The organism is Rhodococcus jostii NBRC 16295 (genome assembly GCF_001894825.1).
GTDB classification, from domain to species: domain Bacteria; phylum Actinomycetota; class Actinomycetes; order Mycobacteriales; family Mycobacteriaceae; genus Rhodococcus_F; species Rhodococcus_F jostii.
Window position 1 is genome coordinate 21836 of the sequence record NZ_BCWY01000062.1, and the last position, 16796, is coordinate 38631.

At 63.9% G+C, this 16796-nt stretch carries 11 protein-coding genes and 1 pseudogene; 4 read left to right on the forward strand and 8 right to left on the reverse strand.

What is annotated here, in order from left to right; translation table 11 throughout:
- Positions 1-482: 482 nt before the first annotated feature.
- Positions 483-1145 (reverse strand): Rv1352/Rv1906c domain-containing protein, encoded by a 663-nt coding sequence (locus RJ1_RS47200; protein ID WP_174695043.1) that lies wholly within the window; start codon positions 1143-1145, stop codon positions 483-485.
- Positions 1146-1461: 316 nt separating this feature from the next.
- Positions 1462-2763, reverse strand: a complete 1302-nt coding sequence (locus RJ1_RS31000; RefSeq protein ID WP_073366336.1) for a VWA domain-containing protein — start codon at positions 2761-2763, stop codon at positions 1462-1464.
- 382 nt (positions 2764-3145) lie between these two features.
- Between RJ1_RS31000 and RJ1_RS31005 the strand changes: the two genes are divergently transcribed.
- The 4 genes and pseudogenes from RJ1_RS31005 to RJ1_RS48000 form a co-directional block, all read left to right on the forward strand.
- The gene (locus RJ1_RS31005) at positions 3146-3721 is read left to right on the forward strand and encodes a TerD family protein (protein ID WP_073366337.1); all 576 of its coding nucleotides are present in this window, start codon (positions 3146-3148) and stop codon (positions 3719-3721) included.
- 138 nt (positions 3722-3859) lie between these two features.
- Positions 3860-4993, forward strand: coding sequence for a DUF475 domain-containing protein (locus RJ1_RS31010; RefSeq protein ID WP_073366338.1), 1134 nt, complete (start codon positions 3860-3862; stop codon positions 4991-4993).
- 27 nt (positions 4994-5020) lie between these two features.
- Positions 5021-5698 carry a TerD family protein gene (locus RJ1_RS31015; protein WP_073366339.1) on the forward strand — a complete coding sequence of 226 codons (678 nt, stop codon included), beginning with the start codon at positions 5021-5023 and terminating at the stop codon, positions 5696-5698.
- Between the two features lie 88 nt (positions 5699-5786).
- Positions 5787-5987, forward strand: a pseudogene (locus tag RJ1_RS48000) (TerD family protein); the annotation flags it as partial.
- Between the two features lie 90 nt (positions 5988-6077).
- On the opposite strand, the gene RJ1_RS48005 reads toward RJ1_RS48000, so the two are convergent.
- The 6 genes from RJ1_RS48005 to RJ1_RS31045 form a co-directional block, all read right to left on the reverse strand.
- Positions 6078-6572: a hypothetical protein gene (locus RJ1_RS48005; RefSeq protein WP_255284915.1), complete on the reverse strand. Its 495-nt coding sequence runs from the start codon at positions 6570-6572 to the stop codon at positions 6078-6080.
- Between the two features lie 153 nt (positions 6573-6725).
- Positions 6726-7883 (reverse strand): TRAFAC clade GTPase domain-containing protein, encoded by a 1158-nt coding sequence (locus tag RJ1_RS31025; RefSeq protein ID WP_073366341.1) that lies wholly within the window; start codon positions 7881-7883, stop codon positions 6726-6728.
- The gene (locus tag RJ1_RS31030; RefSeq protein ID WP_143169572.1) at positions 7880-9052 is read right to left on the reverse strand and encodes a hypothetical protein; all 1173 of its coding nucleotides are present in this window, start codon (positions 9050-9052) and stop codon (positions 7880-7882) included. Before RJ1_RS31030 ends, RJ1_RS31025 begins: the two co-directional genes overlap by 4 nt.
- A complete protein-coding gene (locus RJ1_RS31035; protein ID WP_073366343.1) occupies positions 8976-11750 on the reverse strand; it encodes a GAP1-N2 domain-containing protein in 2775 nt (924 codons plus the stop codon). Before RJ1_RS31035 ends, RJ1_RS31030 begins: the two co-directional genes overlap by 77 nt.
- Positions 11747-14083: a SaeA-related protein gene (locus tag RJ1_RS31040; RefSeq protein WP_083602267.1), complete on the reverse strand. Its 2337-nt coding sequence runs from the start codon at positions 14081-14083 to the stop codon at positions 11747-11749. Before RJ1_RS31040 ends, RJ1_RS31035 begins: the two co-directional genes overlap by 4 nt.
- Before the next feature lies 1 nt (position 14084).
- Positions 14085-16796, reverse strand: coding sequence for a hypothetical protein (locus RJ1_RS31045; RefSeq protein ID WP_073366344.1), 2712 nt, complete (start codon positions 16794-16796; stop codon positions 14085-14087).

A 16796-nucleotide genomic window follows, 5' to 3' on the forward strand; every position in this document is an offset into this window, starting at 1 on the left:
CCGCCCAGCCCTATGGTCTCAACGGCGGCCACAGCGGTGCCCCGTCAGCAAACATCCTCAATCTCGGTGCCAATAACGAGGAACTGTTTCCGTCCAAACCACACCGCGCTGTCGGTGCCGGCGACCGGCACCGACAGGTCACAGCGGCGGCGGCTACGGTGACCCCCTCACCCGGGAGCCGCAACTCGTCCTCGACGACATCCTCGACGGCAAAGTCACGCCCGGGCGGGCACTGCACGACTGCGGAGTCGTTCTCGACGCATCAGCGACCACGGTGCTCGCCGAAGAGACCCGCGCCGAACGGACGAATCGCACCCAGTAAGTCCGGTGTCCGTGTTGTGGTGTCCTCGCGATACGGCACGGACAACACCCGCACGATCCACACCTCACCAGGCCCGTCCTAGAGATCGACAAGCACTCACGCGAAGTGCCTCATGGTAGATGGTCCCGACGAACCCCTGCCCCTCGCCGACCGTTCACCTTCACGGCTGGAGTTGCCAGACGAGATTTCCGGCGTAGCGTCCGTTCTGGGTGGGATTGCAGTACAGCGTTCGACCCTGAGAGTCGGCGGTGAACGCATCGGTGTCGAGGCAGTTACCTCCTGGATCGACCGGGAAGTGCGGATCGGTGGCGACAACACCCTCGTTTGTCGACCAGACGTATGCGTCGGTGAACTGGACGCGGACGCAGTGAACGGTGGTTCCGTCAGCGAGGACGCCGGTGGCACCTTCTTTCGATGAGCAGTAGTCGCCCAAATCAACCGTTGTCGAGTCAGATTCGGCCGCAGTCGGCGCAGGAACAGGGCTAAATTGCGGCGTTGACGTCGGAGCAGGCGTCCATGTGCCGCAGCCTTCGGATTCGAAGTACTGATCACTGGGTTTGATGGTGACGATGATCTTCGGCGAGTCGGTGAAGTCATTGGCAATGATGTCGTCGATCTCGCCGCTCGACCCCCTCAGTCGCGCCCAGTAGCAGCCGTATTCGTCGGTTTGTCCATTGCCGATGTATGTTCCGGGTGCGATGTCGATGCCGACGACTTGCGTACCGTCGCCGAAGGTAGTTGCGGGATTGGCGTGGGCCACCGCGGTACCGATTCCAATGATGGCGAGAGCTAGTGCAACGGTGCATGAAACCCTGCGAAACATGTACTTGATCTACCTTTGCTCACCGTTTGCGGACAGTTGTTGAATGGAAAAGTATCAGGGTTCGATCCTGTCCGCTCGCGCGGATGAGGAATAGCCAATCCCATGCACGCGAGTGGCCCGGAGGCGTCCGCCTTATGTCATTCACGTAAAATGACAGAACCGGAACGCCGTCATCCCTCCGCCGCCTGGGTTTTCAAAGTCCCGATTGAATACCCATGAAACACGGTGTCGTAGTGCCGGGGTTCCGTCACGAAAACTCAGCTGGGGTGTCCGCCGGGCCTTCCACACACTTGTGGCCAGTGGTTAGTGCGGGATGTCAGGCCACGATGCCGGCTCTGCGCGCGGCGCGGAGCCATTCGGGGAACTCGCTCAGCAACCGGCGATACAGCTCCGCATCGCTGATCTTCGAGATGTCGTCGACGCTAAAGAAGCCGGCGTTGTCGACCACCCGCCCTTTCAGGGTGTCGAGTTTTTCCAGAATCCCGTAGTCGGCGTGGCCAATTCCGACGAACTGCCAGAACGCGGGAAGGGCGGCGGCCCGCTTCATCAGTGCGGTGATCGGACCCTTCTTGTGGAATCCGCCATCGGTGAAGAACAGCACCAACGTCGGCATGGTTGACCCGGGTACGAGCGAAGACATGATCTCCTTCATGATCGGCAGCTCGTCGTTATAACCGCCGATCTCTGCGTAGTCGATCCCCCCGTGGGTGCCGTGAAGATGCAGATACGTCGCTGACCAGCTGTCGACCTCGTGGACCGCGATGTCGGGCAGGCGCGCGAAGCTGGCACCGTAGAGGTACGGTTCGAGCTTGCCGTCGTCGTCGACTTGCACAGCGACCGGGACCATCCGCTCGACCACCTGGTTGATGCGCTTACTCCGGTACTCGGCTTGCATGCTTCCGGTCTTGTCGATGACGAGCACCACGCGGGCACGCACCCCGGAGGCGCCCTTGTCGAGCAGAACCTTCGCGACCTCACGTTTGCGCAGGTCCAGCTTCTGCCGTTTGTCGAGCGAGAGCTTCGCTTCATCGGCCACCGTCCGGACGCCGAGTGGATCCGGCTGGTTCGACTGATGTGCCTGCGGGGTGACCTGCGGCGGCGCTTGTGTCGTTGGCCCATCCGAGATCTCGACGCCGTGGTGGTTGACGAGGGCATGCAGACCGGTGTCCCAGCCGGCGGATACGTTCCGGACCTTCCAGGTGTTGTTGCGGCGGTACACCTCGAGCAGGATCGCCGCTCGCTCCGTGGTCAAGCCGAGGGCTCGCGCGGTGACACGTTGACCGGTCGACTGCTCGACGGTGACGCCGAGGTTCGCTACTGCCGACAGGCTGCCCGCGGCGTTCTCGTCGAGCGCCACCGCGATCGACAGTTTCACGATGTTGGCGGGGACGGCGCGGAGGTCGATGGTGATGCGGTCGGCCGCGACCAGCCGCACTGCGCCCTCCGGCGATGACGGCTGGTTGAAGAAGATGAAGTCGTCGTCGGAGCGTACCCGCTGATCAGCGCCGAGTTGGAAGGCCAACAAGTCGATGGTGCCGCCCTGTTGGACGCCGGAGATGGACAGCGTCACGGGTCCGCCGTCCAGGGTCGTGTTTTCACCGCGGGCAAGCTCTGACATGAGATCCGGCCGGATGGCCGATTCCTTTCTGCTGGGACCAGGGAGCACGGTCTAACGGAGGTCTAACTACGGTGTGGCGGGCGCGGATGGAAGCGACTTCATGAGGTGGGAAGTCACTGTTGGTAACGCTCGGTCATCTGCAAGATATACAGACAACGTGAATGTGTTCTGGTAGCACTGAAACCGAGCCCGAACGAGGCAGATGTCCGCTCGTCTGGGTAAGTCCGGCAACCGATCACGCGCTGATAGTACGTGCTCGGCTACCAGACGGTGACCTCCTCTCACGTGTCCGAATCCTCACGATCTATGGTGAGCGTGCTCGGACACTCGAGCGGGGTCGCCAAATGAAGCGCTCCCCCAATTCATGCGTGAAAGGATCCCCATGGGCGTCACTCTTGCCAAAGGCGGCAACGTTTCCCTCGACAAGCAGGCGCCGAACCTGACTGCAGTAGCGGTGGGACTCGGCTGGGATGCGCGGTCCACCACCGGCGCCGACTTCGACCTGGACGCGAGCGCGCTCGCAACCGGCGAAACCAAAAAGGTTCTGTCGGACGATCACTTCGTGTTCTACAACAACCTGCGCTCCCCCGACGGCTCGATCGAGCACACCGGCGACAACCTCACCGGCGACGGGGACGGCGACGACGAGGTCATCAACGTCGATCTGCAGGCCGTGCCGCCGAACGTCACCAACATCTTCTTCCCCGTCTCCATCCACGACGCAGTCACGCGGGGACAGAACTTCGGTCAGGTCACCAACGCCTACATCCGCGTCGTCGACCGCGCCACCGGCAGCGAACTGGTCCGCTACGACCTGTCCGAGGACGCGTCCAGCGAGACCGCGATGACCTTCGGTGAGCTCTACCGGCACAACGGTGAGTGGAAGTTCCGAGCCATCGGCCAGGGCTACGCGTCCGGGCTGGCCGGTATCGCCCGCGACTACGGCGTCAACGTCTGACAATCGTCCCCCAACGGACGCTGGTCACCTCACTGCCCAAACCACTGCCGGTGGGCTCACGTGCCTCACGTGAGCCCACCCCAGTGCTTTTCCCTGCAGTAACCACCCTGCATGCCCACTAGAGAAAGGCCACGCTTCGTGGTTCTGCGAATATTCGGCTGGTCCTTCGCGGTCACGATCATTGCGTTGATCGTCGCCGCCATCTACGGCGGACCCCAAGCCGTCATGCTCGTCGTGATCCTCTCGATCCTCGAGATCTCGCTGTCCTTCGACAACGCCGTCATCAACGCCACCGTCCTGCGACGCATGAGCGAGTTCTGGCAGAAGATCTTCCTCACCGTCGGCATCGTCATCGCGGTGTTCGGCATGCGACTGGTCTTCCCCCTCGTCATCGTGTGGCTCGCGTCCGGCCTCGGCCCCGTCGCCGCCCTCGACCTGGCTCTCAACCCGCCTGCCGACGGTGCCGCGTACTTCCCCGACGGCAGCGCCAGCTACGAAACCCTGCTCACCGACGCGCACCCGCAGATCGCGGCATTCGGCGGCATGTTCCTGCTCATGCTGTTCCTCGGCTTCATCCTGGAAGAGCGCGAGATCACCTGGCTGTCCTGGCTGGAGAAGCCCCTCGCCCGCATCGGCAAACTCGACCAACTCGAGGTCGTCATCGCCGGCGCCCTGCTGCTGATCACCGCCGCCTACATCGCCCCCGACGACACGATCTCCACCGTGATGATCGCCGGCGTCCTCGGCATGATCACCTACATCGCCGTCAACGGACTCGGTGAACTGTTCAACACCGAAGAGGGTGACGAAGACTCCGAGACCACCACATCTTCCGGACCCACCCAACTCGCGAAGGCCACCGGCAAGGCCGGGTTCTTCCTGTTCCTCTACCTCGAGGTCCTCGACGCGTCGTTCTCCTTCGACGGCGTGATCGGCGCCTTCGCGATCACGTCCGACCCGATCATCATCGCCCTCGGCCTCGGCTTCGTCGGCGCGATGTTCGTCCGCTCCATCACGGTGTTCCTGGTCCGCAAGGGCACCCTGTCGGACTACGTGTACCTCGAGCACGGCGCCCACTGGGCCATCGGCGCACTGGCCGTCATCCTGCTGGTGTCCATCGGCTACCACGTCAACGAGAACATCACCGGACTCGTCGGTGTCGCCCTCATCGGCGCCGCGTTCATCTCCAGCATCATCCGCAACCGTCGCAACCCCGAGCCGATCGCGGTTGACGACCACGACGACCAGGCCGAGTCGGTCCCCGTCGGCTGACCCCGACCCCGAGATCAAGGAGCCACCATGGCGATCGACTACACCAGACCCTCCACCGGGGCACCACAGGGCGGTGTGAACCTGAGCAAGGTCACGCTGTCAAAGACGGCTCCGACCGTCAGCCTCGCCAAAGCAGGCGAGCAGCAGGGCGCCATGCGGGTCAACCTGAACTGGTCCACGGGCGCACCGCAGCCGAAGAAGGGCTTCTTCGCAAAGCTGGCGGCCGCGGCCGCGCCGGCGGGCGGAGTCGATCTCGACCTCGGCTGCCTGTACGAACTCGCCGACGGCTCGAAAGGTGTTGTCCAGGCACTGGGCAACAGCTTCGGCGCCATCAACGCCCACCCGTTCATCCAACTCGACGGCGACGACCGCACCGGCACCAACGTCGGCGGCGAGAACTTGCATATCAACCTCGCCCGCCCGGAAATGTTCCGGCGAATCCTGGTGTTCGCGATGATCTACGAAGGCGCACCGAACTGGGCGGCCGTCGACGGTGTCGTCACCCTCTACCCCACCTCGGGTCCCCAGGTTGAGGTGCGGTTGGACTCACCGAACAACAACGCACCGATCTGCGCCATCGCGATGGTTCAGAACACCGGCCGCGAAATCACCGTCACCCGCGAAGTCCGGTACATCAACGGCAGCCAAGACGAACTCGACAGCGCCTACGGGTGGGGCCTGAACTGGACCCCCGGGAGCAAGTAGCGCCTCCGGACACCGGCAGAAAAAACAGCGGGTGCCGTGGACAGTCACACTGCCCACGGCACCCGCCCTGCGGTTCGAGAGGAACACCATGCAACTGCGCAAGGGACAGAACCGTGCACTCGCCGCGTCCAGTGCCACAGTGACCTGCAGGTGGAGACCCATCCCGGACGCCGACGCCGACCTGTCCGCTCTCCTACTCACCGCGGGAAAGCTCCGCAGTGACGCCGACTTCGTGTTCTACAACCAACCACACTCCCGCGACGGTGCAATCCGCCCCGAAGGAAAACGGGAGACCGGCGGCCTGATCGAAGACCGGACTTCCTGCTCACCATGGCGACAGCATCGCGCTCCTTACTTCACCAGCGACGTACTGGGTCCCTTAGCCGACACCCCACTGGTGGGCGGGCACGATTCTGCGCTGCGCCTCAGCGTATTCGCAGTAGCGACGAGAGGCGGGAACCCAGAGCGCCGCCATCGCCACGATTCCGCTGAGTACGGTCACCACCACGATGGGGCCACCGAGGAGACCGAACAATGAAATGACCGCAAGGACGGTGCCCACGATTCTGGGCCACGGCCGACCTCTGAACACGGCAACCCCGAAGGCGGCGTAACTGGCGGCGAAGATCACTGGCATCCCGACGACAACCCACATCAGTCCGGTCGCGGTCCCCTCGACATAACCACCCCCGGCTTCGGCTGCCCTACCGGTCGTGTCGAACGAGAGAAGCGTGTTCGTTCTCCTCTGGACCTGGAGGATCGACACAACTTCGACCACACCGGAAACCACGCTGAGCACGGACGCCAGCAGCAGAGTACCGAACGCGATGTAGATCGAAGGCGGCTTGGCCACCCTCGGCGCGGGTGTGGTCACCGCCGACGCAATCGAATGGAGGAACGGGTTGTCGCCGGGATGAAACGCCCCATTCGTCGCCGTCTCCGGCGCTCGACCCGCGCCGCCCCCAACGAACCAGGGATCATCAGGTTGATTCAATGTCAGAACTCCTCGCTGAAATCGTCCCGCCTCTTATAGGACCCCGTGCTCGGAGAGCACCCATCGGACCGGATCCAGGCAACGGAACGGCGAGATGCCGTTCTGGTGCAGCCTTTCGCCGACCGGGGACGCACCGAGAGCGGAGACTGCGAAGAACCTGTTCCGGTACTGCTGACCAGTGACCGGGTTCTCCATCGACTGCAGCATCGGACCAGCGTCCAATTTCTGCAGCAGGCTCCGCACCTCCTCATGCAGCAGCTGACCGTCCTCGTCCGCATACGGGGCCTGATCGAGGCTCGGATCGCGAGAAAACGCCGCACCTGCATTGGACATGATCTGACTCCACTGACCACCCTGGACTTCCTCCAAGGCTTGAAGTGCATCGAACTTCGACAGAACCACGGCAACCCGAGGAGTTCCGTAGCCCAACATGTTCATCACGGTGCGCAGCACGACCTTCGGATCGCCGCCGCGATTCGCTTGCACCGGAACCAGATCGCGAAGCTGATCGCCGATCTCCTCCACCCGCAGCGGATCGAACAGGAACAGAATGGCATCGGCGACCTGAAAAAACTGCCAAGAATGACCGTCCGTGTTGCCCGACTCCAAGTCTTCGCCCGCGACATCCCGGATCACAAGGAACCGTCGCACCTCATTCCACACGCCAAGGCTGAAGATCAGTGGCTCACGCTGATACGAATCTCCGGTATTCGACGACGGTGTCGACACCAGGATCCCGCGCTCCTCGAACAGCGGGTTCTCATAGTTCTTCCGGTAGTTGTAGTCCGTTTCCGGGGTTGCCGGCTCGACAGCTCTGTTCATCCGCTCGGCCAGAAGCTGCAACTGCTTGATCATCACCGCGATGTAGACGGTCTTCCCGGTCGCCCGCGCTCCGGCCATCGCGATGCACGTCGCTTGCCCCCATCTCCAGTGCGGCGGAAGGACGTAATGGCAAATAGGGCAGATCTCTACCGCGGCGCCGCCGAGCTGAGTCTCCGGGAAGTTCGGCGGAGGTGTCCAGTCCGGTGCGGCGTCGGCGGGCTTTTGAAGATCACAGGTCTTGCCTCCAACCACCGGAGATCCCGTGAACGCCGTCTCACGTTCATCCGGTTCGGTTCGCTGAGGGGCCGCTTCCGTCCACGCGAACCACTCGTGGGTGAGAGTGTTGAAACACCGTGGGCACTTCGTCATGACACTGTTCCTGGCAGGCGGCCATGAACATGTGCCAGGGGCCGCAAAAGGGCCTCGACGACCTGGTCGACGATCTCCGGATCTCCGAGCAGAAACTCGGACGTGCCGACCCCGTTCGGCGACGGCGGTACCACTGCGCCGACAAAATCAGGGGAGGACAGCGCGGCACGAGAGGGCGATGCGACAACGGTGACCGCGAGGGGATGGTCACTCCCACGGGCGGCGCCCGAGGCTGAATCCGTGACGAACAAGGTCATTCGACGCACGCCCGACACCGGCGCCACAGTGGTAACCGAAGGGTCGAAGCCGACACCGCACTTCGACGTCAGCAGAGCCTCTTGTGTGCGCGCGGCCAGTTCGGTCACGTCGGCCGCAGGCAAACCGGCACTTCGATGCCCGATCAGCGATACCCGCGGCGCCTCGTCCGCGGACACCACCGATGAGATGCCGGCGACGATGTCCATGATTGCGTGGACGCTGCCGTTCCGAACAGATCCGAGCATCGAGAGACTGGTGTCGATGCGCACGTCAATTCCGGTCTGACGCTCGTCGGGGACCTGGTCCACCCCTAGGACGGCGCGGGCGGCGGCGCGGGCTCGGGAGGCCAGGGGTCCCAATGGCACTTCCGGGTCTTCGAGCCGGGTAGTGACCGCAAGCCGGTCACCGTCCGGGCCGATGGTAGCGAGCTCGAGGTAGCTGAGCCCGGACACGTCACGTGCCGTCAACTGCGCCCGATCGGGATCCGGGTCCTGTGCGCTGTCGACAGCGACGGAGACATGGATCGTCGTGCCGGTCGGGAACGTCGATCGCCCCTCACCCGGCAGAGCCACGATCAACGTTTCATGCTGCACGCGCGGCAGAATCAACAGCACCGGGCTGTGCACGATGGCGCCCGCGTCAGCGTTTCCATCCCTGCGGGCGGCAAGCGCAGCCGAACCCGGCTCCCCCACCACGGCCATCGACACGGCGAGTGGGCGGCGCGGGAGGTACGCCCGGCTCTTGCCATCCAGAACGTGGGTCACCATGAGGTTGGTTCCTCTCGCTGAGCTGTCGGCCTGTTCGCGCGTCTGCCGCACACGCTGCGGCGGATCGTCAATGGATCCATGTGTTCTGCCTTTCCGTGGATCCGATTCCAAATTCCCGGAGCCATTGCGCCGCGACGGGCTCATAGCCGCGAATGGTTTCCTCACCGCGGGCGGCGGACATGTTCCGCACGTCGGGCCAGATGGCGTCGCGGATGTCGGAGGTGGTGCGGGGCCCGGCGTATCTGCCGCTCTGCACCAGACTCTCCGCAACGTCGTCCAACCACAACGGCCCATGCGGTTGCCCGTGTGGATTCGTTCCGAGCACACCGATGAAAGTCGAATCGTCTGTCTGAGCGGATGTGTGTGCGAGGGAAATCAAGATGGCCTGCGCAACGACCCAGTCGATGTCGAGAGCACCGCCTGCCACGAGTTCGGTGACGGCAGGAACGATGTCAAACACATGGGTCTCGAACAGTGACTCGAAGCGCAGAGGGCTTGATTCACCGGCATCCGCCGCCCAAGGAACGCCCATGGACTGGGCAGCGACGATGAGCACACACACATTGACCGCAAGATCGACTGGCACCGACTCCTCGTTCAGGAGACTGCATTCGGGGATCAGCACCTCGGCATGGTTGTGCACCAGCTCTTCCAACGCGGTCTGATCAATCACACTCCACTCTCGGATCCCACGAATCGACGCAGCGGCGACTGCGACGCAATCCGCGCCGCAAACCGACGACTGCACACGTAGGACGCTATCGTGCTGTGCACCAAGATAATTGATTAGATCGACCAGGTCGGAGTCGTACTCACACCGCAGCAACGAATCCGCCGCCACACCGGGCGGAACACGATCACCGAACTCATCGAACAGCACCAAGATCTCCGTGACGGTCAGCGACGCAGCTCGGGTGAGTTCCACCAGTTCCGCGTGCACATCCGCATCGGTCCGCTGATCTGCCTGAAGTAGGTGACGAACAGCCAATTTCGCATACGGGAGAACCTGCTCTCGATCCTCGACGGTGCCGTTGTCAGAGACGAGGACCGAATGAACGTACTCGGCAAACAACATGCTCTCGACGTTGCCGGTACCTGCAACCTCCGGTCCGGACGCCTCTCGCGGGAACAGCCACCGAAGTACGGGGCCGCTCAGCCGGCGCCCGAAATCGCCGGAAGCCATGTTGGGCGCCGCCTCGACCACGGGGCGCACCACATTCCCCAGAGTGGACCCCGAAAGCTCTCCGACACGCGCGACGAACGCGTCCCCGAACACGTCATCGAACAACACATCTAGACGAGCGCGCTCGAGCACCTCGGACAGCATGTCCTGCACCTCGGCAGTGACTGGACTCGAAGCCATCGTCAACATCGCCAGGTCGGCGACCCGCAGCGCACGAAACAGTAACTCTTCGGACCCGCGCTCATCGATGTCAGGGCGCCGAGCGGACTCCAGCAGACCCTTGACGGCGGTGTCGATCGCAACTCGGACCTCATCGGAAACCCGCGGAACCAGCTGCGGCGGAACCACCGGCGGGACGGTAGGTCCAAACAGCCAATCCTCGTCCTCGAGAGCACGTTCAACATAATGAACCGCGGCCATCGAGGCATACGCATTCCGCACATCCAACTGCATCAGCAGACGCCACGCCTCTGCAGCCCGTCCTGGTGCCGCCGAACCATAGATTTCACGCACTTGCTCGAGCAGCCTGGGGGTGTCATGCACATGGGTGGGCGAATCCTCGAGGATGACCTTGATGGCCTCCTGGTGACCATCGCTCACCTCTTCTGTGGACGCCACGGCCATCGCCAGCGGCCACATCGGCGACAACCCGATATCGCCGACCTCATGGGCGAGATCGTCCTGCTGGGTCAGCACCTGCTCGGCGGTACCCGCATCGATCAGGATCGACTGCGCAAGCATTGACCACGGTGTGACCGCGACCGTCGTAAGCCCGTCCTTGGTGACATGCGGTTCAGAACCGAGCAGTCCCAGGCTCGGTTCCTCGTACTCGTCGATCACCACGTACGAAGGATCCGTCTTTAACCCGTCCCGGTCCGATACCGGCACCGCAATCAGATGCAGGCCCCGCCGGACACCTTCGGCAACGGAATGCGCCTTGTCGTGGGTGGACCACGCAAACCGCCGAGCGGAACCAGGTGACATGAAGTAACTCACGGCACCGATCCACATCACCGCGGTATCCGCATCGCTTACCGTCAGCACCACCGACGGACCACCGGCCATCGCCCCGGCAACCGCATCGAGAAGGACCTGGAAAAGTCCGACGCGGAATACCGCGGGATCGTCCAGAAACTCGAGCACCCGCGCCCGCGTGACCGGCCCGTCCGGCACCGGCGATCGCGCGCCCTCGAGCGACGACTCCAACACCGCCCTGGCCCCGTACGGCGTCAGCCACCCCGACCACTTCCACAGCTCGACGGGTCGCAGCGACGACGTCGACGCATCAAGTTCCCGATCCAGAACCACGTGCGCGAACACGTTGCCCGGGCGCCCGGATCCATCCAATCCGGCATCGACCGTGTGCCAATACGCGGCACCACCTTCGGCCGCCGCATACATCAACCGGGCGGGCCGCCCGTCGATATCCGCCGGAGTCGGGAACCGGGGCAGCGGCGGCTCGAGGTCGAATCGAGTGGAAATCCACGCCGTCAGAGCCGAACGCTCACGGTCGGAAAGCTCACCCGCGGTGCTCTTGACCTGCCACCCGCCTCCAGAACCGGACCCATCATCGAACGAGGTGTACGTCAGCTCGCCGAACCGACTCCCAGGAGCGACGACCTGTGGATACTCGGTCGGCTCGGGCAGAACAGAGCTCATGCCGACGACCTCGAACCCGGCTCCAGCCTCAGCGTGGAAATCGCCGGGTCGAGCATGGCGAATCTCCTGGCACCGAACTGGGCACGATTGGAGTCGACGAACAGACGCACGTACCCCGCGTGACCACCCACGTCAGCCTTCCAGCCGGTGTCAGCCCAGCCCCTCGACAATCGGGGCAGAACGCACTGCATCACCGGCCGATCTTCGCCGGCACCTCGCAGCGGCACACTATTGCCGTCGCGGGAGCTGAGCGGCAACCGATCCCGATTGAACACCAGCACGAGCGGCGGAGGCGACTCCACATCCTCCGCACAATACAAATGGATGGAGACCCACGACGACGCGCCGGGATTGTCGTCGCGCCGCAGGCCGTACGCCATCCGCACCAACCCGTTGTACTCGATCGACGTGACCGTTCCCGTGATCTGTTCACCGCGGGAGAACGCAATCGGCACGAGGTGCACCGAGCATCCGCCGGCGGGAAGGGTCGACCGAATCGACATTCCTCCGTCTCGCCGGTACTGGCGCGCAGAGATCTCATCAGCATCGGCACTGGTGGAAACCTGATCGAACGGCAGCCCCATCGGTCCGATGTAGGCGAGGACCGCCGCCGCCGACTTGGGCCAGCCAAAGGTGACGATCTGCTTGTTGCACCGCTCGATGATCCGCGCATTACTGACCGGCGCGATGGGCCGCGTCTGGACTGTCGTGGCGCCGACACGTGCGGTGCCGTTCAGCAGGGTGACGGGAGTCAGATACGCGCGATCCCACCCGCTCGGCCACGGAACACCGACCATCCGCGATGTGCGGCCCTCCCCCGCCACTGCGGGGTGCGCCAGCCGGGTCTCATCGGTGAGCCCCTGCGGGTCGAGAGAAGCCTCGGGCACGTCCGAATCCTGCAATCCCGCGTCCGGCGGAGACTCCGTTCGGTAGATGACGACGCGACCGGCCGACGGATCTGTCCAAACGAGGTCGAAATACGGGATGTCGCCGACGTCCTCGGACTGCACCGTCAGATCATTGACCGACTCCAGCACCACCGACACCAGAATTTCACCCTGCGCGGGCTGCGATAGCCGTGTGCCACCGTTGACGACAACCTCGGACATCGCCCGGTAGAGGTAGCGGGCGCCGCGCTCGACCTCACGGTCCACGAAACCTGTGAGATTCGGTTGCCCGGAACAGATTTCGTTACGGGGGTCATGAACCACCGGCGATCCGGCGCCCAACGGTATCCGGTGGATCCGCACGGCCTGGGTGCCCGACCAGACGTTCCATTGGCCGATCACCCGGCCTTCGTCCTCAGTGAGAACGAAATCAGTAACAGGGCTGACGATCTCGCCCTGCGCGATCAACACTGGTTGCCGTTTACGTGCATCGTCGACGTCCGCTCCGGCGTGACACCAGATCTGCAGATTACGCACGGCTGACGCGAAGAAGCGCCCGTCATCCCACGTGGTGTCGAGCGTGACACCGACGAGGTCACCGGCTTCGGGCTTATGCGGCACCGAGCCTTCACCCGACACGATCCGGTACAGGGTGACCGCGGTCTGGGACGCGTGCGGTGTCCAGGAGAGCGTGTACCCGTCCACGGTCTTCGTGAATTTCAGTCCGGTCGGGACGACGTCGGTCTCGCCGTATTCATATTCGCAGAAGTCCGCGGTGACGAGCTGATCCAACAGTCCTACAGTTCCGGTCTCACCCGGCGGCACTTGCACCGCAGGCTCCGGCCTGGAACCCGCAGCCGAAGCGGGCTTCTCGCTGGACGGCTGCTCGTCGACGGGCTCCGCAAACGAGGCGAGAATTGCTGCGATCTCTTCGGCAAGTGCAGTCGCAGGACCCCTCAGTTGTCGTCGAACCTGCTCGACTGAGGTGTGGCCGTACTTGATCAGATTGTGAAATGTGGCGTCTTTGATGGTCTCCGCGTACTCCACGCCGTTCGCAATCTGCTGCGCACGCCACGCGAACAGGGCGTCGATCGGCGTGAGAACCGGTTCCGACTCCGGGACAGGCTCGGGTGCGGGCGTGGGGGCGGGAGCAGTGACGGGGGCTTGCCGGCGAACAGGCCCACTCGCGGGGATCAGAAGGTCGTCCGGGAGGTGGCGGACGACCTCGAGAGGGTCCATGCCGAACTTGATCTGATGCAGGATGTGCACGATCGTGTCGGCCCAGTCGACCGCCGCGGCGGACGGCGACTCGGACCTCCATGCGTCCTGGCTGGCTGCTATCCGCCGAATCTCGTCCTCGGTGGGCACATCGAAGCCAAGAGCACCAGCGGGACGGGACCATGCCAGCAGTGCGGTCTCTCGTCGGGCCTGCTTGTCGCTTGCCATGTCAGAACCTGAAGCCCTCTTCTGCCCGTGGTGGTTCAAAGCTGTCGACCGCGGGTGTTCCGGACGGTGCGCGGCCACCAGCGTGCGCTGTCGGGAACACCGGCACATCCCACTGGTCTACGTGCGTGTCTGACCCGGTGGTCGGTGCGAACTGAAGGTTGTCGACGGACAACCCATCGCTGAACTGTGTAACGACACTGACGGATCCGATGCCGGCGTAGGTACGAGTACGCACGTCATCCTTCACGGCGGTGAGTCCCCCGGTGGTCGCCGAATCGGTCAACACCCCTCGATCGAAATGGTCCGCCCTTCCACCCGGGCGTTCCTCCCCCACACCCGCCATGAAGTCCTCGATCGACGTCGACCTCGTCAGCCCGTCGACCTCCACATCGACAGTGCCCACCAGCGAACGAACCAACTCCGACTTCGGACCGAGGAGATTGGCGCGGGCCTTGTCCCACATCAATGCAGCGCCGGTGGACGTCACCGTCCCGTCGAACAGCGTCGACGACCACCGCTCGAGCGGCGAACCCGATCCACTACCTGCTTCCGACCACAGCATCCCAGGGTTCGCAGCGATGTCGCGGCCTTCAATCCCGAGCGACGTGCCCGCATTGCCGAGGATCCGCTCCCACGATGAGGTCAACCATCCCATATTGAACAGGTCCTGCCGCAAGTACTCGGCCGCAGTCGACACCTCCTCGGAGTGCGGCGACGCGTACCCGATCGCGGTGCTCTTCGGCAGACCCCATGCGATGCGTCCGTCGTGCGAGGGGCGTACTTCATCCGGTCCCAAGGGCTCGGCGAGGAACGCGCCGAGCGCTCGGCTCCACACCAAGTACTGGCTGTACGCGCCGGCAAGACGATCGAGGTCACGCAACCCACTGCGAAGATTGGCTTGGTCCACCTCGAGATCGGCGACCCCCTTCTTACGTTTGTTCAACTGCTGGAACAGCTCTTGCTGGCTACGCATGAAGACGATCACCAACCCGACGAGCCACAGCACGATCGCCGCCACAATCACCAGCGCTCCACGCCACCACACCAACCAGTCCTGGGCGATGGCCACCGCCGACGCCGCGATGACAATCACCAGCAGGACGAACGTGATCTGCGCCCACCGCGCAAGAGTCGTATGCCGCCGGCTCCCCTCCACCGGCTCCTCACCAGCTGCCCGCAGCCTGGCCAGCAGCTCCCGGACCTCTTGGAACGTAGCGTGGAACTGTCCTGCGATTCGCTGCCCCACCACGACACCGAAACTGTTGGCGCCCCGTCGTTGCCACTCATCGAGTGCGGCACCAGTACGCCGGGCCTCCAGACCGATGTTGGGGTCCTGATCCAAAGTCCCGAGCTTGTTCCGGAGCTCACGAATACCCAGACTGTCGGTGGCATCGACGCTGTGGGTTCCCACCGTCGCCGCCACGATGCCCGGGATCTGGTCGAACCTCTCGGACGGACCCGGCACCGCATCGGATGCTCGTCGGAGGATTCCCCGACTGGCCCCCACTTGCACGGGAGGAAGATCCGCCGATCGCGCGCCTGCATCCGCGAGCGTCAAAGATGCGCGGCTGTAGTCCTGCCACAGATCGGACAGGTCCACCCGCGCCGAATGATGCTGTTCGTCACCAGGCGAATCCATGGTTCCACCGAGTTGCTCCGAGGCATAACCGATCTCGGACCAGCTCGCCAGATCACCTTGCGATGTCCGGCCCTTGACCACGACCTCGTAAGCAGACGGCGCAGCCCCGAACACCGTTGCGTGGACCGCATTCGCCACTCCCGTGGACACGCTGTTCACCACTCGCGCATACCATGCCGCCGGCGCATTTCGCAGTGCCGCCCACAGGAACGAGAAGAACATGCGCAGCGCTTCCCAGAAACCGACACGCTGCGAATCGATCACCTCGTAGGCCAACCGTGGGCCCCGAAGCACACTGGCGTGTTTGCGCCACAGAGCGTCCGCCATCGACCGGGTGGCCAGCGACACGTCGTTGATGTACGTCACCGGGGCACCGTTCTCCCGCGGCAGCGGGAAACCGCCCTCCTGCGCAAGGATCTTGCCTCGAAGCTCGTCCTCTGCCACCGACGTATCGAGCCGCCGATAGAACGACCGGGCAATGCGGACCAGGTGACCGGGAAGAACCGGCTTGTCATCGAGTGGAGCGTGCTCGACATCGCTCCACAGTCCGGTCACACCCGCCACAACCGGCGCCGCGAACCGCCCCAAATCCGCAGCTCCACTGGCAGGACCGAGTGCCACATGTCCCATGCCCGGACCACGCGCGTCCTCAGGCGCCACAAGCACGTTGTGCCAACCATCGAGCGCACACACCGCGCCCGCGGCCGGAGCACTACCCGGGCGCGCGAGAAGAAGCCGAACACGAACGACCCGGGCACCCCCAGACGTCGAGGTCGCCAACTCCGCGAAACGCCGCTCCACGGCTGTGTCCAGCGGTTCCTCGCCGCCGATCACCGGAACGAGAACACCGAGCCGAAGAACATCGATCCGCTGCGCGGACACGACCTCCTGCAGCGTCGTGTCAAACTCACACCCCCGCTCGACCCGCACCGCCTCGACCGGGTTCCTGGCCGCCCCGTCACCGTCGATCCAGATGAACGGTTCGATCAACCGTGCAGCAGACAAATCCTTCAGGACATCCTTGACCCCCTCCGCGATGCCGCGGGGCGCCAGGAACACGGTCAGTTCGGACAT